The 19,207-nt window shown below is 33.5% G+C and carries 20 protein-coding genes; 17 read left to right on the top strand and 3 right to left on the bottom strand.

The genetic code is table 11. The annotated features are described in order from the left end of the window. Positions 1-99: 99 nt before the first annotated feature. The 11 genes from AD60_RS03655 to AD60_RS03620 all read left to right on the top strand — a co-directional run bounded on the left by AD60_RS03655 (position 100) and on the right by AD60_RS03620 (position 12,091). Positions 100-873, top strand: coding sequence for an MBL fold metallo-hydrolase (locus AD60_RS03655; protein WP_103927346.1), 774 nt, complete (start codon positions 100-102; stop codon positions 871-873). Further along, a complete protein-coding gene (locus AD60_RS03650; protein ID WP_103927345.1) occupies positions 870-1,718 on the top strand; it encodes a methyl-accepting chemotaxis protein in 849 nt (282 codons plus the stop codon). The genes AD60_RS03655 and AD60_RS03650 overlap by 4 nt, the downstream gene beginning before the upstream one ends. Before the next feature lie 36 nt (positions 1,719-1,754). Next, positions 1,755-2,984, top strand: a complete 1,230-nt coding sequence (locus AD60_RS03645; RefSeq protein ID WP_103927344.1) for an aminoacetone oxidase family FAD-binding enzyme — start codon at positions 1,755-1,757, stop codon at positions 2,982-2,984. A gap of 26 nt (positions 2,985-3,010) precedes the next feature. Beyond that, positions 3,011-4,342, top strand: a complete 1,332-nt coding sequence (locus tag AD60_RS03640) for a glycosyltransferase family 4 protein (protein ID WP_158248367.1) — start codon at positions 3,011-3,013, stop codon at positions 4,340-4,342. Positions 4,343-4,571: 229 nt separating this feature from the next. Then, positions 4,572-6,551 carry a methyl-accepting chemotaxis protein gene (locus AD60_RS03635; RefSeq protein WP_103927342.1) on the top strand — a complete coding sequence of 660 codons (1,980 nt, stop codon included), beginning with the start codon at positions 4,572-4,574 and terminating at the stop codon, positions 6,549-6,551. 11 nt (positions 6,552-6,562) lie between these two features. Further along, positions 6,563-7,147 (top strand): hypothetical protein, encoded by a 585-nt coding sequence (locus AD60_RS03630; RefSeq protein WP_103927341.1) that lies wholly within the window; start codon positions 6,563-6,565, stop codon positions 7,145-7,147. A 104-nt stretch (positions 7,148-7,251) separates the two neighbouring features. Beyond that, positions 7,252-7,467, top strand: coding sequence for a hypothetical protein (locus AD60_RS10375; protein WP_166667827.1), 216 nt, complete (start codon positions 7,252-7,254; stop codon positions 7,465-7,467). Between the two features lie 120 nt (positions 7,468-7,587). Next, complete coding sequence (locus AD60_RS10370) at positions 7,588-7,944, top strand: SIR2 family protein (RefSeq protein WP_166667826.1); 357 nt, start codon at positions 7,588-7,590, stop codon at positions 7,942-7,944. Positions 7,945-8,199: 255 nt separating this feature from the next. Beyond that, positions 8,200-8,541 (top strand): hypothetical protein, encoded by a 342-nt coding sequence (locus AD60_RS10365; RefSeq protein ID WP_166667825.1) that lies wholly within the window; start codon positions 8,200-8,202, stop codon positions 8,539-8,541. 35 nt (positions 8,542-8,576) lie between these two features. Next, on the top strand, positions 8,577-10,808 hold the full coding sequence (locus tag AD60_RS10360; protein ID WP_199177838.1) for a DUF4020 domain-containing protein: 2,232 nt from the start codon (positions 8,577-8,579) through the stop codon (positions 10,806-10,808). Between the two features lie 299 nt (positions 10,809-11,107). After that, positions 11,108-12,091 (top strand): Rpn family recombination-promoting nuclease/putative transposase, encoded by a 984-nt coding sequence (locus tag AD60_RS03620; protein WP_103876068.1) that lies wholly within the window; start codon positions 11,108-11,110, stop codon positions 12,089-12,091. Between the two features lie 35 nt (positions 12,092-12,126). Here the strand turns inward: AD60_RS03620 and AD60_RS03615 are convergent, their stop codons facing one another. Together AD60_RS03615 and AD60_RS03610 are read right to left on the bottom strand one after the other, a co-directional pair. After that, positions 12,127-12,309 carry a hypothetical protein gene (locus AD60_RS03615; RefSeq protein ID WP_103876067.1) on the bottom strand — a complete coding sequence of 61 codons (183 nt, stop codon included), beginning with the start codon at positions 12,307-12,309 and terminating at the stop codon, positions 12,127-12,129. 3 nt (positions 12,310-12,312) lie between these two features. After that, complete coding sequence (locus AD60_RS03610) at positions 12,313-12,516, bottom strand: hypothetical protein (RefSeq protein ID WP_233186809.1); 204 nt, start codon at positions 12,514-12,516, stop codon at positions 12,313-12,315. A 424-nt stretch (positions 12,517-12,940) separates the two neighbouring features. Between AD60_RS03610 and AD60_RS10155 the strand changes: the two genes are divergently transcribed. Beyond that, a complete protein-coding gene (locus tag AD60_RS10155; RefSeq protein ID WP_158248366.1) occupies positions 12,941-13,084 on the top strand; it encodes a hypothetical protein in 144 nt (47 codons plus the stop codon). Between the two features lie 340 nt (positions 13,085-13,424). On the opposite strand, the gene AD60_RS10150 is transcribed toward AD60_RS10155, so the two are convergent. After that, entirely contained in the window at positions 13,425-13,574 is a 150-nt protein-coding gene (locus AD60_RS10150) for a hypothetical protein (protein ID WP_158248365.1), read from the bottom strand. Positions 13,575-14,172: 598 nt separating this feature from the next. Between AD60_RS10150 and ltrA the strand changes: the two genes are divergently transcribed. The 5 genes from ltrA to AD60_RS03590 all read left to right on the top strand — a co-directional run bounded on the left by ltrA (position 14,173) and on the right by AD60_RS03590 (position 19,132). Next, positions 14,173-15,591 (top strand): group II intron reverse transcriptase/maturase, encoded by a 1,419-nt coding sequence (ltrA, locus tag AD60_RS03605; RefSeq protein WP_103876066.1) that lies wholly within the window; start codon positions 14,173-14,175, stop codon positions 15,589-15,591. 119 nt (positions 15,592-15,710) lie between these two features. Then, positions 15,711-15,860, top strand: a complete 150-nt coding sequence (locus AD60_RS10145; protein WP_158248364.1) for a hypothetical protein — start codon at positions 15,711-15,713, stop codon at positions 15,858-15,860. A 202-nt stretch (positions 15,861-16,062) separates the two neighbouring features. Further along, the gene (locus tag AD60_RS03600; protein ID WP_103876065.1) at positions 16,063-17,439 is read left to right on the top strand and encodes a radical SAM/SPASM domain-containing protein; all 1,377 of its coding nucleotides are present in this window, start codon (positions 16,063-16,065) and stop codon (positions 17,437-17,439) included. Then, entirely contained in the window at positions 17,436-18,701 is a 1,266-nt protein-coding gene (locus AD60_RS03595; RefSeq protein WP_103876064.1) for a radical SAM/SPASM domain-containing protein, read from the top strand. The genes AD60_RS03600 and AD60_RS03595 overlap by 4 nt, the downstream gene beginning before the upstream one ends. Further along, a complete protein-coding gene (locus AD60_RS03590; RefSeq protein WP_103876063.1) occupies positions 18,698-19,132 on the top strand; it encodes a S24 family peptidase in 435 nt (144 codons plus the stop codon). The genes AD60_RS03595 and AD60_RS03590 overlap by 4 nt, the downstream gene beginning before the upstream one ends. The last annotated feature ends 75 nt before the right edge of the window (positions 19,133-19,207 follow it).

Raw genomic sequence — 19,207 nt, 5'->3', positions numbered from 1 at the left:
TGGAGGTATTTTAAAAGTTTTTGAATTCTATAAACAATTTTTAAAGAAGGGTTCAGAGTTTCTAAATATAGTATAAAGGACTCAAAAAAGGAGGATAATATGGATAACGAAAGTTTCACAACACTATTTGACAACGGTAAACACAAATTTATTTTTTTAGGATCGGAAAGAAAAAGTCAAGAAAGTATTCCAACAAATCAGTATCTAATTGTTCATAACGATGAAGGTGTATTACTTGATCCGGGAGGAGTTCATGTATTTCCAAGGGTTCTTGCAAGCGTTGTTGAGTTTATTGACTTGGGTAAGATAAAACATGTGTTCTATTCCCACCAAGATCCCGATGTATCATCGGGAATAACTTTGTGGGACAGCGTTTTGGAAACGAAATTTTATATATCTAAATTATGGAAAAGGTTTTTACCCCATTTTGGAGTTTTTGAAAAATCTAGGATGGTTTTGATAGAAGATTCCGGAGGAAAGATAAAATTTAAAGATGGTGCTGAATTGCAGATAATTCCTGCACATTTCTTACATTCAACAGGTAATTTCAACCTTTACGATCCAACCTCCAAAATACTCTTTTCGGGGGATATAGGAGTATCTGTTTTCCCTGAAGGTAAAGATAAGGTTTTTGTAGAAAATTTCTCAAAACATATAAAATACATTGAAGGGTTTCATAAAAGGTATATGGCATCCAGCAAAGTTTGCAAAAAATGGGTTGATATCGTTAAAAAATTGGATGTTGAACAGATGACGCCGCAGCATGGGGCTATATATAAAAAGCCTGAATATAAAGAATTCCTGAACTGGTTTGAATCTTTAGAATGTGGAACAGATCTAATAGATGAAATCTACAAGGTTGGGGCAAAATGAGTGAAAAGGAAAATTATACCGATACCATAAAAGGATTAGCAAAAAGTGTATACCATGAAAATCTTCTTGTTTCTTTCATTGAAAAACTCGAGGAAGTATTGGGAGAGAGGTTTAAGGAAGTTAACGATTCAACTAATATAGTTGGAGAAACCCTTGTAGAACTAATAGAAAGTATAGAGAACACTTCAAATGTAATTGAAAGAACAGTTGAAACTGGAGAAAAAGAGAAAAAAAGAATTTCTGTCAATAATGAAGAAATCATCTCCAAATTGAAAAAATTTGGTAAGGATTTTGATGAAGTAGGAAAAGATGTTGAAAAATCTTTGGAAAGTGTATCGAATTTGATGGATAATTTTCAAGAGATAGAAGAACTAACTAACGTGATAAAAAATGTTGCCAAACAAACTAACATACTTTCGATAAACGCCTCAATAGAAGCTGCCCGAGCAAAAGAAGCCGGGAGAGGATTCGCCGTAGTAGCAGAGGAAATTAAAAAACTATCGTCTGAAACTAACAATACATCAAGTAAAATATCTGAAAGGATCTTAAGCCTCTCAAATCAGGTATTAGAAGTCAAAGAAATAATCAACAACTTAGAAGCAATATTTGTAACTATAACCGATTCGATTGAATCTGCTCTTGTTACGTTAAGTGGAAATTTAGCCTTCATGGATGAATTAACACAAAATTTGGTTGCAGAAAAAGAAGAACTTAAAGAAAACACCAACAACTTACTCGCATCGAAAGAAAATATAGAAGAACTTGTCAACAATATTCATACCTTGGGAAAAGTCTTAAAAACAGTATTGCAAATGCAAGATAAATTGAAAGAAATTGAGATTTAAAAAGTAAGATAATTTCATGAAAGAGGTAAAGGTACTATGTTGATCACAGTGATTGGTGGGGGAGCTGCTGGATTAATGGCTGCAACAGTTGCAGCATGGAACGGTGCAAAAGTAAGAATAATTGAAAGAAAAGGCAAACTGGCTAAAAAACTTTTAGCAAGCGGCAACGGAAGAGGAAATTTCTCAAATTTGGATACGAATGAAACCCATTATTATAGCAACAATTTGCCTTTTGTTAAAAAAGTACTTGATATTTTTGGTGTTGTGCAAACACTTAGTGTTTTTGAAGAATTAGGAATAATGGTAAAAGAAAAAGGTACCAAACTATTTCCCTACACAGAAAAATCAAAAGATATTGTTACTAATTTCATCTATGAATTAGAAAAGCACAAGGTTGAAGTCGTACTTAACTTCCAAGTCGATCAAATAATTAAAGATAACGAAAAATTTCTCATAAAAGGGCAACACAGAGTATTTCAATCAGATAAAGTGATCGTGGCAACAGGCGGAAACTCCTCTCCTCAATACGGATCCAACGGTAGTATATTTCCCACTCTCCAAGATTTGGGACATTCTATTGTTGAATTACGACCAGGGTTAGTTCCTTTGAAAGTGAGACCGCATATCGATAAAGATGTGGCAGGTTCAAAGTTGGAAGGGAATGTATTTCTAATAGATCAAAACGGTGAAATTGTTTCCAAAGTCTATACTGGTGAAATACTTTTCAAAAAAGATGACGTTCTTTCGGGTATACCAACATTAGAACTAAGTAATTATGTCCATCAGTATTTAGAACAAAACACTCCTCTTTTTCTAAAAATTGTACCAATTCCTCAACATTCGCACAGAAGTTTAGTAGATTTTTTAACCAAAAAAGTTAGATTAAAACCTGAAAGACCTATAAAACTCCTATTGGTAAGCATTATCGATGAACGATTGATTCCATATTTTTTAGCCAAGATAGGGTTTGAAGATTTGCAAGCACCTGTTAGCAGTTTGACCGGCAAAGCTATAGAAATGCTGGCCGGTAAATTGAAAGACTGGAACTTCGAAGTTGTAGGGACTACAAGTTGGAAAGATTCTCAGGTTTCTTTAGGTGGAATTAATACAACTGAAATAGGCCCTTATACTTTAGAGTCTACAATTGTACATGATTTATTTTTTGCAGGTGAGGTTATGGATGTAGCAGGAGAAAGTGGCGGATACAATTTGCAATGGTCCTGGTCTACTGGATACTTAGCAGGAAATTCCGCTTCTTCTGAATAAAAAGATGTATGGAGGATGGGAATCCAATGGAGATTGGTTTAATACACTACAGGGTAGGAGAAACAGACGGTGTTTCATTAGAAATGGTTAAATGGAAACAAGTCCTTAGAAACATGAATATAAAAACGTATTTAGTTGCTGGAGATATGGGGACGTCACCTGGATTCAAAATCCCATACATCGCATATACGGACAAAAGAAGTAACATACTGAAACAAAAATCTTTTGTAAATTTAAATGGCTGGGACGAGACTAAGTTTAAAAAAGAGATGAATAGATACATAGAAGATATTTATAATCAACTATATGAAATGATGGATTTGGACGTAATGATTGTGAATAACATCTTTTCATTAGCACACAATCCTGCAGCAACTTTGGCTGTTTACAGGTTTTGTAAAGATAACGGGATTAAAATGATAGGTCACCACCACGATTTTTATTGGGAAAGAGATTTTTACAAAAATCCAACCAACGATTACATCAAAGATATCTTGGAAGAATATTTTCCTCCCAAAGATATATCCCATGTTGTCATAAATTCATTAGCACAAGAAGAGTTAAAAAATAAAAAAGGGTTGGATAGTATCGTTATACCTAACGTATTCGATTTTAATCAAAAGCGGTGGGAAATAGACGATTACAACATAAAAATATACGACAAGCTGAACATATCTCAGAACGATCTGATATTTTTACAAGCAACTAGAATTATCAGAAGAAAGGCTATAGAACTGGCGATCGACACAGTATCAGAAGTAAAAAAGGATTTAAAAAAGTATATTGGAAAAACAACCTTTAACGGTAAAAAAATAACCCAACACACGAACGTATTTTTGGTGTTACCTGGTTTATCAGAAGAATCTGATTATGTAGAAGTGTTGAAAGAATACGCCTCACAAAAAGATGTAGAACTAAAATTAGCTTTTTCTATTTCCGATGACATCAGGCACGAAGAGGACGAAATATTCTCTCTATGGGATTTTTATGCAATTGCCGATTTTATAACCTATCCAAGCATTTTAGAAGGTTTTGGTAATCAATTTCTGGAAGCGATATTCTCGAAAACGCCTGTGTTGATGTTTGAATATCCCGTTTACAAAAAAGATATGGCGCCCTTAGGTTTTGAAGTTGTCAGTCTAGGAAGCAAAGCTGAATATGAAAGAGGCATGTATAGAGTCAACCAAAACGAAATTATTAAAGCAAAAGAAGAAATTTTTCTAATTCTCTTTGATGCCCAAAGGGCTTCAAAGATCGTCCAAAAGAATTTTGAACTTGGAAAGAAATACTTTTCCTATGAAACTTTGGGGAAAAAGCTAAAAAACTTGTTGCTAGAAAAAGCTCATTTGGGCGTCTAATTATCCTTATAGTTGGGCTGCGGGGTAAAGGGGTGCTAACAAAGAATAAACACAGCTTATATAACAAGTTATAAAAAATCTAGTTTTAAATGGGTCACAGGGCAGAGCCTTCCCCTCCACCAGAGTTTAAGGGACCTCAGGACCCTTCATAAAAAGACTGGTTTTCGTGGTAAAAGAGCTCTATAAAATTTCTAAAGGCAATATAAAAAATTAAAGGCAGGGGATAAATATGACACTAAAATGGAAAATGGCACTTTTAATCATCTTGGTATCCGTTGTTCCTATGGCGTTTTTTATTACATATTCATCATTGAATTATGGCAATATTTTAAAAGAAGACAGGTCTCAATTAATCGAAGTTAACAATTCCCAAACAGCCAATTTTATTGATCAGTACATGAATGATCTCAAAAAAGTTACTTCTTCAATCGCTATTGATCCGGATGTCATCAATTTACTTGAACAGTCAAAAGAAGAAAGAGATAGAATGTATCAAAAACTGCAAAATTTAATTGATGGATATCCTGAATTTATAGCTGTTTATGTGAGTTCAAAAAATGGGGATACCTTTATGAGGCCCTTAGAATCAGAAAACAAAATACCAGACAATTTTGATCCGAGAATAAGGCCTTGGTACAAAGTTGCACTTCAAAAGCCACAAGAAGTTATTGTTTCAGATCCTTACGTAGATGTAGTAACGGGTGACACCTTAGTAACCCTTTCAAAGGTTGTAAAAAACTCTAAAAATGAAATAGTCGGAGTGGTGGGGATAGACCTTTCCATGTCTAAGGTTTATGACATTATTGGTAATAAATTAGGAACCGGAGAAACAATTTATGTAATAAACCAAAAAGGTCAGATAATCTTTCATCCTCAAAGCGATAAAATTGGTCAAGACGTTTCAAATGAAGAATACTTTAAAAATTTAAGTCAAAAAAGTGGTTCCATGTATGTTCAAAACGGATCAACTTTTTTAGCTTATGATAAAATTAGTGACCCAAATTGGACGGTTATTACTCAAGTTGATACAGAAAATTTATTCAGTGAAGTAAGAGCTACAACCACGTTCTCTCTCATACTCTTCACAATAATAGCCGTAGTTGCGGTAATAGTAGGTATTTTATTTGTTATTTACAACATTATAAAACCGATAAACAAATTTAAGATATATCTTTCAGAGGTAGGAAAAGGTAATTTATCAACTTCCATTGAAATAAACTCAAAAGACGAAATTAGAGAAATGGCAGATTCATTAAATCAAGCAATAAACGCGTGGAAAAATTCTATAGTCTCTATAAGGGAAGGTTTCTTAAAGATTGACAGTTCTGCTATGGAATTACTCGATATTTCCAAAAACAGTTCTCAGTCGGCAGAAACCCTTTCAGAAAAGGCTGCTGAAATCAGTGAAAACGCTGAAGATACTTCCGCCTCCGTTGAAGAGGTTACCTCAGGAATTCAGGAAATATCGGCAGCCGCTCAAAATGTTTCTAAATCAGCTCAAGAACTCAACACCGCTGCTTCAGAAACAGAAAATGCTGCAAACGAAGGGCTTCAGTCTATAAAATCGGTAGATAAAACAATAAAAGAAGCAGTGGATAAATCCAAAAAAACGCAGAATGTGGTAAAAGCACTAATAGAAAGATCTGAAAACATCGGCAAAATCGTTAACACGATAAATTCTATAACAGAGCAAACAAATCTTCTAGCCTTGAATGCCGCTATAGAGGCAGCAAGAGCAGGAGAAGCAGGAAAAGGATTCGCAGTTGTAGCAGATGAAATAAGAGGTTTAGCAGAAGACTCCAAAAATGCAACTTCACAAATCGAAAAAATGCTTGAAGGTATAAAAAACAGTACCAACGTTGTAAGTGATAGCACAAACGAAACCGTTGGAATAATACAAAATCTCAATAATCAAATGAATGGCATAAACGATAAATTCCAGCAAATTTTAAACATGGTAAAAAATTTAAACAGCGGAATAGACAATTTAACTGCAACCTCGCAAGAACAAAGCGCAAGCACAGAAGAAATGAGCTCAGCCATGGACAGAGTGGCACAAGCGATAACTTCTATAAGCGAAAATTTGAATGAAGTAACCAATTCAATTAACAACCAAAAAGAAGACGCAAAGAAAATTGAAAAGAACTCTCAAGAACTCTCTACTTTATCAGAAGAGCTCTCGGAACAGTTGAAAATATTCAGATTGTAGGAGAATTAATCTTGCTTAAACTGTACTTAGGTTACTATTTAGAAGCACTCACCGACAACCAACTTGAAGTTTTAGACAAACTCAAATTTGAAACTTACGAAAGAGAAAACATTCTTAGATTCAGAAAAGAAGTGAAAAACAAAAAGGAAATAGTAGAAGTATTAAAAATCTTAAAAACCTTTGAAATAGTACCTGGTTACGCACTTCAAAAAGACGATGATTTCTATGATTTTGACGATGAAACAACTAAAAAAAATGAAATAATTATTGATGAACTGGGAGAAGGATTCTTGTTTTTCCTTCTTTCAATTTTAGAAAAAGAAAAAGAAGCTATACAAAAAGACAGAGAAACCCTAAAAGGAATCATAGAATCCTTATCATATGATTACATGGTCCAGATAAATATATGGAACAGATACGGCTATGCAAGGTTGTATATAAAGCAAGAAAATGAAGATATCGGTTTTTTAGATTTAATACACAATTGGTACAAAAGCGAACCTGAATACGAAAAATTCTTCAAAGACCTAATGAAAGACAAAAGAATACTAAATTTATCACAGTATTTCTTAAAAAAAGAAGGATACATAAAATAACAAAATTAGTTGGTTACAATGTATGGCGTAGATATTGACAGATAAATTAAGGGGTTGGTATAAAAACAGGGGAAAGATCTATAATAACGAAAAGGAAGAAGATTATGTGGATAGGTAAAATTGAAGTACCTGAAGAGCTTATTAATGCTCAAGCTGAGAGAAAACTGGTTATATTTGCTGGTGCTGGAGTATCCATGAGTCCTCCGTCTAATCTACCTAATTTCGAAAAATTGGTCAGAAAGGTTGAATCTAAAACAGGTAATTTGTTGAGATGGGAATCTGAGAAAGAAGCACCTGATCTTTTTTTAGGGCGTCTCTAAGGAAAAGGTCCCAGGGTTCATAAATTAGTCTGGGAGAGAATAAAGAATCAAGAATCAGAACCCACAGAATTTCATTACGCTCTTTTATCGTTATTTCGCAACCCTGAAGAAGTTCGGATTGTGACCACTAATTTTGATATGCATTTTACTAAAGCTGCAGTCAAAAATTTTCAGGGTAAAGTCCCCATATATCGAGCTCCTGCCCTTCCGTTGGGTCATCAATTCAGTGGCATTATTTATCTTCACGGCTGTGTAGACCAGAAACCAGAAGAATTAATCCTCACTGATAAGGACTTCGGTCGTGTCTACCTTACAGAAGGCTGGGCCACACGTTTTTTGGTAGAGGTATTTGGTAACTATAAAGTTCTCTTTGTTGGTTACAGTCACAATGATCTCCCTATGGAATACCTGGGGCGTGGTCTTCCACCCGAGACTACGCGTTTTGCCCTTGTTCCTGAGGAAGAGACAGAAAAGTAGAAGTACAAGGGAATAAAACCAATTCCGTATAAGCATAGCCCCGACGACCAAAATCATAAAGCCCTTGTTGAGTCTGTAAAATCTTGGGCAGACCAAACCAGAATGGGACTTGTAGAACATGAGAAACTCATTAAGGACATAGTGAAGTCGTCACCGTAGTCCCTTGATAAAGAAGAAGCCAGCTATATTGAAGAAGTTATCAAAGACTCGATAAAGGTGAACATATTTACAAAATATGCTGAGAGTGTGGAATGGTTGCAATGGGCTGAGGGGAAGGGCGTCTTCAAGCCTCTCTTTAGTTTAAACAACCCTTCAGGTGAAATCAGTAGTGTTTTTGCTAAGTGGTTCGCAGAAAAATATGTATGCCGTTACCCAGAAGATGCTTTAGCCGTGGTACAAAGGCAAGGTCAGATATTCAGTCCTTTGCTCTGGAAGAATATAGCTGTAAACCTAGGCTTTTCCGAATCAATTCCCGAACCTACGATTCTTGCTAAATGGGTAGAGATCTTGTTAACAGCTCCCATCTACCCTTCAACACAAGGAAAATCTTTAAATTTTTATTACAAAAGTGTTGTCGTACTGAATATGCCACTATAGCGATTCGTATTTTCAAGTACCTTTCTACTCCATACTTGGTTTTAGAACCATCCTTTGCTCTCTCTCTCAGAGAAGACCAAGAGGGTAAGCAGGTTGATTTTAAAGTAACTATACCAGGTGATGATTACCTTTTCAATGAGGCATGGAATAAATTTTTTAAACCTAATCTCAAACAATTCGTTCATGAGCTAGCCCCAATAATTACAGATCAACTAAAAAGTGCCCATCGTTTATTGTGTAGCGTTGGTTGTGCTAACGATAAGTGGGATCCGGTCAGCTTTAAGCGATCTGCCATTGAACCTCATGAACAGGACCAACATTCTGACAGCTTAGACCTACTAATTGATTTTGCCAGGGATATCATAGAATTTCTCCTCGAGGATGATCCTAAACGAGCTCAAACTATTATTCAAGAATGGACTTTATCCGACACACCGATACTTGATAGGTTGGCAATTTACGGTGTAACAATTGACAGCAATTGCAGCCCCAATGAAAAGCTTCAAAAACTTTTAGCAAACAATTGGCTTTTTGTTCATGACCTTAAACATGAGGTTTTTCAATTGCTTAAAGTTGCTTATCCTAAAGCTGACGAAACTATTCGTCAAAGCCTTTTAAAGAATGTTGAAACTCATTTAGCGAATTGTGAAAGAAATGAGAAAGATCCTGCTACTTTAAAAAGTCGAAACTATGAAGTTTACAATCTATTATATTGGTTAAAGCAAAATGCTCCAAATTGTTCATTAGCGCACCAGAAGTTTAAGGAATTTCAAGACAAGCATACTGATTTCCAACCCAGAGAATATCCTGATTTAGATTGGTATATCTCGATGAAGTGGGGGCATCAAAGCCCTGTAACCCATGAAGAACTTCTTTCCAAACCTGTTTCGCAGATAATTGAATTTTTGATAACCTATCAAGAAAAGGAAATTTTAGGGCCTGATAGAGAATGGCTTTTGTCTGCGGTTCAGAAAGCTGTAGCTTACTCTTTTCAGTGGGGCTTTGATCTAATTAAAGAACTTGAGGCAAGGGAAGAATGGGACACTGACCTATGGGATGCTATTATTTCTGGATGGCGGTTAACCAATTTAACTGAAGCTCAGTGGAAACAAGTGTTGCAATTCTTAGAACATTTCAAAGAAATATGGAGGCATAGATATAGTATAGCCCAACTGTTGAAAGAGAAGGTCAAAGCAAGCGAAGGAAGTTTGCCAACCTTGCTATTGCCTTTTGCAGAAACTATTGTAGATCGTCTATGGCAAGAAGTAGAGGAAGACGATGAAAAAGAAATACTGAATAATATCAATGACTGGTTAACAACGGCCATTAACCACGTTGGAGGGATAATTACAGAATTCTGGCTTTTAGCCCTGTATAGGTACCAATCCCAAAATGAAAATGAACGGCAGGCCATACTTGATGAGTACAAATGTCGTTTTGAGAGAATTATATCAGCAAAATCTAATACAGCTGCAATGGGTCGGGTTATACTTGCCAGCCAACTGCATTTTTTATTTTCTCTTGACCATAAATGGACTCGTGAAAAGATATTACCTTTACTTAATTGGGATATTGATGCCCAGCGTGCCGAACAGGCTTGGGAAGGATATCTTCGGTGGGGGAAATGGAATGAGGCATTATTGCCAGACCTGCTACCTCTATTTGAGCAGGCTTACAATAATCTTCCGAAAGATTCAGAATCATACGATCTTCTTTGTGTTCATTTGGCCAGTATTGCTGTGCGAAGTTCAATAGATCCTATTCAGAGTGGCTGGTTAGACAAATTTATAGAAAATGTAGATGAGAAGACAAGGAAAAAGTGGGCTGCAGAAGTTACCAATCAACTTACCTCTCTTCCCCAAGAAGCAATTAAAGAAATATGGGACAAATGGATTAGAAATTACTGGTCCAGACGAATTGACGGTATTCCTGTTCCTTTGAGCTTGGAAGAAGCAGGGGCTATGGTAGAATGGGTTTTGGCATTGCATCCGGTCTTTTCTGAAGTGGTAGCTTTAATTGTCGCTGGGCCTATCCCAGTTTTAAAATTACCAGAAATGTTTTATTATAGGTTAGATAAAGAAAATTTTGGAGAAAAATATCCGCTAGATACAACTCGATTGCTGAATCACCTTCTCAAAGGAGAAAGTCGTTCCTTTTATCGCTGTCACGAACTAATAAAGCTTTTCGATAACATTTCCAAAAACTTACCATCAGACGATATAAAACCTCTTAAAGAACATCTTATTCGTTTGGGCTGTTTCCCATAAAGTTAAAAAGAGGGGTTAAACTACGTAAATTAAGCTGTTTCTCAAGATTACTAAAAAATTTGAAGAATTAATACGCTCCCTCAAGTGATTAAGGTTTCAGAAAGATTTACAAAGAAATATACTACCATCATAGCTAATCTGGTCAGCTATATATAAAGCATTGAGAAAAAATACTTGGAAAATCAGTTCTTTTTTATAGATGCAAAACAGAAATAATGCGTACTTTATTGATTTCTACAAACATATGGTATAATTAATTTTGAACAAAACAAAATCTATCCCACAAAGCGAGGCCAAAGATGAACGAATTAAACAACCCACACGATGCTTTCTTCAAAAAACATTTTGGTAACAAAAAAATAGCTCAAAATTTCTTAGAAAACTATTTACCTTCTGAGATTACCAAAGTACTAGACCTAAATTATTTAACCAAAGAAGACAAAAGCTATGTGGATGAAGATTTAAAAGAAAGCCACTCAGACATGTTGTACAAAACAAAGATAAATGGGAAAGATGGATACATATACATTCTGATGGAACACAAAAGCTACAACGATGCCAGTGTACCTCTACAACTTTTAAAATACATACTCAGAATATGGGAAGAAAAATACAACAGTAAAAAGAACAAATTACCTATAATAATACCACTAGTAATATACAATGGGGAAAACAAATGGAATATAGAAACCAAACTAATAAATCTCATAGAAGGAATAGAAGATCTACCGGAAATAATGAAACAATACATACCTACTTACCAATATGAGATATATGATTTCTCACCGGAAGAAAAATTAGGAATAGTAGGGTTAGCAAATTTAAAGGCGATATTACAAACGGCAAGAGTGGCAAGAGTAAAAACAGGAGAAAAGTTTGACGAAGAATTAAGAAGGGCATTTGAATTACTTGTTGGGATAAAAGACAAAAAGACGTTTGATGAATTGTTTGAATCGTGTATGTTATATTTAATGTACACAAGGGACGATATAAACATAGAAAGGGTAAAAGAAGTAGCGAAAAAAGTAATGGATGAAAGGGGTGAATTGATAATGACGATAGCTGAAAAGTTGAAGAATGAAGGAATGGAAAAAGGTATTGAAAAAGGAAAACTTGAAGAAAGAAAAGAATTAATAATTGAGATTCTAAACCAAAGGTTTGGAAAAGATATTGATAAAAAATTAGAAGAAAAGATCAGAAAAGCAAATGAAGAAACCATAAACCAAATAAAGAAAAACATTCTAAGCATAACCATAGAAGAACTAAAAGAATTATTGAAATAATTCTTGAAAAGACGCCCTAAATGGGCGTTTTTCAATTAAAATTTGCCAATAATTTCCACCAACTCTTCTCTTTCTTCCCCTTCAAAAACATAAAAAGAAATGGCAGAAGGCTTTCTTTTCAACGTGTATTTTTTCACGAATGGATCAATCTCTTTTGGTACTTTCGGTGTGAATTCTTTGGGTATATTCTTTAAATCATAGTACCTTAAATGCTTCAATGTTTAAACGAGCTGCTTCTTCGTATCTTTCTTCGTTAAAAGATAATACAAACCACCTTTCTTCAGCCCCTTTATCTCTTCATCTATTATCTCAAGGGCTTCATCGTATTTAACATCCCATTTTAATTTCAAAACGTTTATGTAATTGACAATGCTTTTATTTTTATCTAATCTATCACTTTCTAAGTAATGAACAACATAATTCAAATCGGTCTTATGAACTGTCCTTTATTCATAATTTCATCCAATAGTTTAATGTTCATTTCTCTACCCCTTTTCCTTTACCCAATAGCAACAAAAATATAAAATAAAATTTACTTCAAAAACCTTTTCTTTAGAATGTTAATAACACTTGAAGCTTCTATATTTTATTCTAAATTTTATTATATCATAACTCTCTAATAGTAACTAAAAGAAAGACAAATGCATTATATCCGATAAAAACCATCGTAAATAATTTTAACATAAGTTTTTTTTGAGTAATCTCTATAATACTTTATTAATAAATATTTTAACCCACTTAAAAAAACACTTGAAAATCATATGGAAAAGCGTATGATTAAAATAAAGGGTTGAATTATTTGAGATATTAGTTTTAAATTAAAAGAATAATCTAAGGGGGTGAAAGAGGATGAAGAAATTTGTTGTTGCTTTGTTGATCACTGTACTGGTGTTAGGGGGTATATTTGTTTATGGAGGGGATGATGATGGAATAGATAAGACAAGTGGTTTAGAACCCACAGAGATTGTAAATGTTGTGGAAGAAGTATGGTAAATGGTTGATAGATGTATTTACGTTGTACAAAAAACAACGTGTGAAAAAGCTTAAAAGATTTAAGAAATTAACTAGATAAGTTTTCGAAGGAAAAGATTGTGAGGTTAGGAATTATTTGCCGGCAAAAAGTAACTCTGCAGGAAAAATGGTGAAAAATAAAGGCTTTCTCACGAAAATAGTGGGTAAGTAAGCTAGAGTTAAAAGGAGTTTATCTAAAGCAATAAAATACATTGCAAAATAAAAGGTTTTTTTGTAATCGAATAATTTTTGAATTTATCAAATATTATCTGCTTTTAGGAAATGTTTCCTTGCTGCAGTCTTGATTTGCATCGTATGCACTCTAATATTTACCATGATTTTCGAACTTTTCACTTTTTTTGAATTCCGCATATATGTTGATTGTATCTCCTTGTTGTTCTATCTTTGGTAGGTAGCATAGCTCTGTTATATTCAGTATCTGTTCAAAGAATTTGGGTAGCTCTTTTCTCATCTGGTATCACTACTTATTTGTTTTGTGTTTTCTTACATGATACCAGATTATTTAATCATTTGTTCATATTTCATTTTTTCTTCCCACACTTTTTGGAAGAGAACCCCAAAAATACAAAAACTAAAGTCTAGTATTTATTTTAGTTATGAAATTTCAAACCTATTTTAAATAATCAAACAATTTGCAATTTTGATTATTTATGCTTGTGCGCCCAGCATGGGCAATAGCTAAGCGGTGAAAGTCCGCTGTGGGCCAGGTAGCGGGAACCACTAGTCGAAGGCAAGGGTGTCCATCGTGAGGTGGAATCTGAAGGAAGCCCAAGGCAAAGTCCCGGTTCGATGAACAAGAACCAGATATAAGGCTAAGTGAAGTGGACGAGTTTGCGACTCAAAACGAAGTCCAACAGCTATCCAGAACTCCACGGAGTAGATCTGGCGGATAGATGGGATGAAAGTTATTGCACTTACCTGGGGAGATCTCAAGAATACGCTGTAAGGCAACCCATACAGTAATGTATGGCTGAATCTTGAGAAGTCAGCAGAAGTCATAGTACTCATTGAAAGGTGAGGAAGGACTGAACAACAGGAGGTTTCGAATCTTGAAAGATGCGAAGGGATACGGGAAAAGCATACAACTTCGACTAGAAGGTTTTCTACACGAAGATAAGGGAGAGCCTGAAAATAATGTAGAAGCGCCTAGTATAACTTCTACGTCTGAAAGAGGAAGAAACGATGTTAAAGAATACAGTGAAGGGATGCTTGAAAAGATATTATCCAAGGATAATATGAATAAAGCATATAAGAAGGTAAAGGCCAATAAAGGAGCCCCTGGGATAGACGGGATGAAAGTAGAAGAACTCTTTGGATATCTCAAACAACATGGAGAAGAATTAAGGCAAGAGCTCCTTGAAGGAAGGTACACTCCGGACCCGGTAAGGAGAAAAGAGATACCGAAACCGGATGGAGGGAAAAGACTACTAGGCATACCAACAGCAATAGACAGAGTAATCCAACAATCCATAGCGCAGGAGTTGACACCTATTTACGAAAGAAAATTTGTAGATAACAGCTATGGGTTTAGGCCATTACGAGATGCAAAGCAAGCCATACGGAAAAGCGAAGAATACCTAAACGAAGGACACACATGGGTAGTGGATATAGATTTAGAACGCTACTTTGACACAGTCAACCACGACAAACTGATGAGGATAATATCAAAAGACGTAAAAGATGGCAGAGTGATATCCCTGATAAGGAAATACCTCAAAAGTGGGGTAATGGTAAATGGGGTAGTAATAGAAACAGAAGAAGGGACCCCACAAGGGGGACCGCTATCCCCATTACTAAGCAACATAATGCTCCACGAACTTGACGTAGAACTAACCAAAAGGGGACACAAGTTTTGCAGGTATGCAGACGACTGCAACATATACGTGAAAAGCGAGAAATCTGCATACAGGGTGATGGGAAGTATAACAAGGTTCATAGAGGAAAAATTAAAGTTAAAGGTGAACAAGAAGAAAAGCAAAGTAGTCAGGCCTTGGGACCTCAAATACTTAGGGTTCTCCTTCTACGTGAAAGAAGAGAAATACGAAATCAAGGTGCATGAAAAATCCATCAAAGAATTCAAAAAGAAGATAAAAAGAGAAACGAAAAGAAGCAGTGGACGGAGTATGACATACAGGCTGTCGAGGATAAAACAAATAATAACAGGATGGATAAACTACTATGGAATAGCGAACATGAAGTCGGCAGCCGAAAGTCTTGATGGATGGCTTAGAAGGAGAATTAGGATGTGTATCTGGAAAGGATGGAAGAAAATCAAAACAAGACATGAAAACTTAGTCAAATTAGGACTAAACACGTACAAAGCATGGGAATATGCAAATACAAGAAAAGGCTACTGGAGAATCTCCAATAGCCCAATACTTTCAAGAACACTAACTAATAAACGCCTTAAGGAAATGGGGTTAACTTCGATCCTGGAAACGTATAACCTAAAACATCAATTCTGTTGAACCGCCGTATACCGAACGGTACGTACGGTGGTGTGGGAGGACGGTAGATAAATTAATTATCTACCTCCTACCCGATTTGTTAAGGTTGATTGCTCGTTGTTAAAAAAGGAGGGTTTAAAATGGAATTAAAAAAGAAAATAAGTAATGAAATTGGTGATAAGAAAAGCGTTAAAAGAACTTGGTTAGACCTGACAGATAAAGAACTAGAAGCACTAAAAATAAATACCGCATGTATGTATGGTAGAAAAGAAAAAGTAACATTTAACTAGAACTATCATCAAAAAATAAGAAGTGAGGTAAATTTAATAAGTACCTACTATAATAATAAATTTTAAAAGTAAATTTATTATTCGGAAATTAAAAAAAACAACGAGCAATCAATTGACTTACTAAACGAAAAGTGTACCAAAAATAAGTGTCCGCTAAACGAAAAGTGGTTAGCCATAGCATTAAAAAAAGGAGGAGAATTTTATGAAAACTAAATATATTCAAAGTATACAATTTAAAGACAAATTAGTTTTAATTCATCTATTAACTTATGAATTAAAAATTTTAAGAAATACAGATATGGAGAGTTGGATACGTAATGAGCTAAGTAATATAAAAGAAGAAGTATACAATGATTTAAAGAGATCTTATTTTATAGTTGAAAATGAAGATGTAGATAAAGAACTACTGCGTAAAGCTCAAAAAATTTTTAGCCTTCCATATAAGCCTTTACCATATAGTGTATGTATTTATCTTACAGATTTATGTGACTTGCAATGTACTTATTGTTATTCAGGATACACTAGAGAAATGAAAAAGGGTAAAATAACTCAGGGTGACGTACGAGATATATTTGAAGCGATTAAAAAATTAAGCAAAATTACGAATATCTCTCCTAGAGATATAAATATAGCATTAATAGGTGGTGAACCACTTTTGCCACAAAATGTTGATATAATGCAACAAATATTGCACGAGAGTGATAAATTAGATGTTAAGCATTTAGAAATAATATCAAATCTACTTAATGTAGCTGATTTTATAGATACCTTCAAAACTTACGGAGGGCGAATTACTTTTAAAGCAACATTTAATGGTAACAACGATGTACATGATAGTATGAGAAAAAAGGTGGATGGTAGTGGTACCTATTTTGAAACATTTAAAAATATACGTATAATTTTAGATGAATTACCAACAGCTACAATTGATATATCTATTTTAATAGATAAACAATCTGATAACAATGTGATAAAAAGTCTTTTCAAAGACTTCGACAACGTTGGATTCTTAGAAAACCAAAGGATAAATTTTAAATTTGGTAAAATTCAGTTTCTAGGCGAATATAAAGGACTGGGAAACTATGTAGACAATGTAATTCCAGATGAAGACTATACTGTATTTTTACTTGATATATACAAAAATAACCAACATATAAATAGAGATATGATTGGTGGTGGGCCGCTTTATAAATTATTTGATTTATATGATAATTGGACTGGCAATAAGCTAGTGTATCCAAGTTTCAAAGGATGCGATGCAGTATATCCAGGAAGATACTGTTTTTATGTAGATGGATTTATATATCCTTGCACAGATATAGTTGGTATAGAAAAATATAGAATTGGAACCTATAAGGACGGATTTTTATTAAATAATGAATTTTTTCGTTGGCATAACTTTGATGTAAAAGCATTGACAAAATGCAACTCTTGTAGATATGTTGCATTTTGTAATGGAGGTTGCTTAATTTCTAGTGATTACTATAATGGAAATTTTAACGATGTGCATTGTGAGAATATAGAAAAAGGGATTGAAAAGTTAGTGAGATACTTAGACCAAGAGGGGATGCTTGAATGATATTTCAAAATCAATACCAAGATAAATTTAAACTTAAGAAGAATATATACATTTTAGATTATTTAAAAGGTACATTACAAAAATATCCTCTAGATGAGAGAGTTGAACTTATCAATGATGAAGAATCTAAATATTTAGATAATTCATATAAGAAATACTCTTATAGGTTAAATCCTTCTGTACTATCAATAGCTTTAATCCCTACATATAATTGTAATATGAAATGCATTTATTGCTATGAAGGAAATTTAACAATAATGAAAGAAAGGATGCTATCTTCAGATATTGATAATATTATTAAATATATAAAAAAAATATACGATGAAGGATCTTTTAGTGAAATAAATTTTTCACTATTAGGAGGTGAGCCCATAACAAAAGATAATATTAAATGGTTTAATGATTTTTTTATAGAGTTTAAAAAATTAAACTTAAAATTTAACATATCATGTATATCAAATGGTTTGGAAATTAGAGATAATATAGAATATATATTAGATATGAAATTAAGTCATATACAGTTAACATTAGATGGATTAGAAAAAACCCATAATTATAGAAAGAAAAGTAAGATAAAAGGATTAAATCCTTATAATGGGGTCATTAATACTGTAGATATTTTACTTGAAAGTAAAATTTATACTTCATTAAGGATGAATGTTGATATGTACAATGTCTCGGAAATAATAAAAATTAACAGTTTAATAAATGAAAAAGGATGGAATAAAAGTAAATTTTTTGATGCATATTTATATCCAGTTACTCAAAGTAGTGATTCTAATTCAAAGAAATATATAAGTGAAACACTTCTTTTTGAAAAGGTATTGAATGAACTTAGTAAATTAAATACTTCTGATAACAATCTAAGCTTAGATTTCCATGGTGTAGATTTTGTTGATTCGCTACTTAGAAAAGAAATTTTTGTCCCTAAAAATAAATTTTGTGCCTCTTGTTCTTCACAATATGTTTTTGATTGTAAAGGCAATATATATACTTGTTGGTGGGGAGCTAGTAAATCTGAATTCATAATAGGGAATTTCAGAAAAGATAATTTTGATTCTGAGAAAGTTAAAGCTTGGCATTATCATGATGTTAATAATATAGAGAATTGTATTTCTTGTAAGTATAAATATATTTGTGGCACAGGATGTGTGTTTAAAAGTTATTCAAGAGAAAAAACTTTAAATGTGGGGAATTGTTCGGATTTTTATAATATAATTAAGTTATATCTTTCGTACTTGGAAAGTGAAGGAATGCTATGAAAAAAAAGAAAAAAAATTATATAAATGATCTAATAAACTTAAAATATGGTAAAATGAAAGAGATAATTATAGAGTTGGGATCCTTGAAGTTAAGAGTAGAAGGAAGAAGTATGGAACCTACAATACAGAATGGTGAGTTGATAAATGTTGTACCTCCAATGGAAATTAATATAGGAGATATATTACTCTACCAAAGGCGATATGATTTGTTACTGCATAGAGTAATTGAGAAAGAACCAATGTTATGTATGAAAGGCGACAATGAAAATTTTCAGGAATATATAGATACTGAAAGTGTTATAGGAAAATATAATAATGATGTCGAGAATAATAATATAAATAAAATATTCAATATATCAGATGGAAATTATATAATCGAATTTCAAGTTCAAAATGGAATATTAGAAAAAATCGAGGTGTATAGTAATTAGTATTATTGATATTAAAAATTTAAATAAAGAATTTCATATAAATGAAAGAAAAACCTTTAAAGATTACCTAAGATT

It is taken from the genome of Petrotoga sp. SL27, assembly GCF_002924605.1.
GTDB classification, from domain to species: domain Bacteria; phylum Thermotogota; class Thermotogae; order Petrotogales; family Petrotogaceae; genus Petrotoga; species Petrotoga sibirica.
This window is presented reverse-complemented; position numbering and strand designations above follow the sequence as displayed.

What these genes read in the sequence shown, in the direction of transcription:
- AD60_RS03655 (WP_103927346.1), top strand. Translation starts at nt 100, where the DNA reads ATGGATAACGAAAGTTTCACAACACTATTTGACAACGGTAAACACAAA.
- AD60_RS03650 (WP_103927345.1), top strand. Translation starts at nt 870, where the DNA reads ATGAGTGAAAAGGAAAATTATACCGATACCATAAAAGGATTAGCAAAA.
- AD60_RS03645 (WP_103927344.1), top strand. Translation starts at nt 1,755, where the DNA reads ATGTTGATCACAGTGATTGGTGGGGGAGCTGCTGGATTAATGGCTGCA.
- AD60_RS03640 (WP_158248367.1), top strand. Translation starts at nt 3,011, where the DNA reads ATGGAGATTGGTTTAATACACTACAGGGTAGGAGAAACAGACGGTGTT.
- AD60_RS03635 (WP_103927342.1), top strand. Translation starts at nt 4,572, where the DNA reads ATGACACTAAAATGGAAAATGGCACTTTTAATCATCTTGGTATCCGTT.
- AD60_RS10375 (WP_166667827.1), top strand. Translation starts at nt 7,252, where the DNA reads ATGTGGATAGGTAAAATTGAAGTACCTGAAGAGCTTATTAATGCTCAA.
- AD60_RS03620 (WP_103876068.1), top strand. Translation starts at nt 11,108, where the DNA reads ATGAACGAATTAAACAACCCACACGATGCTTTCTTCAAAAAACATTTT.
- AD60_RS10155 (WP_158248366.1), top strand. Translation starts at nt 12,941, where the DNA reads ATGAAGAAATTTGTTGTTGCTTTGTTGATCACTGTACTGGTGTTAGGG.
- AD60_RS10150 (WP_158248365.1), bottom strand. Translation starts at nt 13,574, where the DNA reads ATGAGAAAAGAGCTACCCAAATTCTTTGAACAGATACTGAATATAACA.
- AD60_RS10145 (WP_158248364.1), top strand. Translation starts at nt 15,711, where the DNA reads ATGGAATTAAAAAAGAAAATAAGTAATGAAATTGGTGATAAGAAAAGC.
- AD60_RS03600 (WP_103876065.1), top strand. Translation starts at nt 16,063, where the DNA reads ATGAAAACTAAATATATTCAAAGTATACAATTTAAAGACAAATTAGTT.
- AD60_RS03595 (WP_103876064.1), top strand. Translation starts at nt 17,436, where the DNA reads ATGATATTTCAAAATCAATACCAAGATAAATTTAAACTTAAGAAGAAT.
- AD60_RS03590 (WP_103876063.1), top strand. Translation starts at nt 18,698, where the DNA reads ATGAAAAAAAAGAAAAAAAATTATATAAATGATCTAATAAACTTAAAA.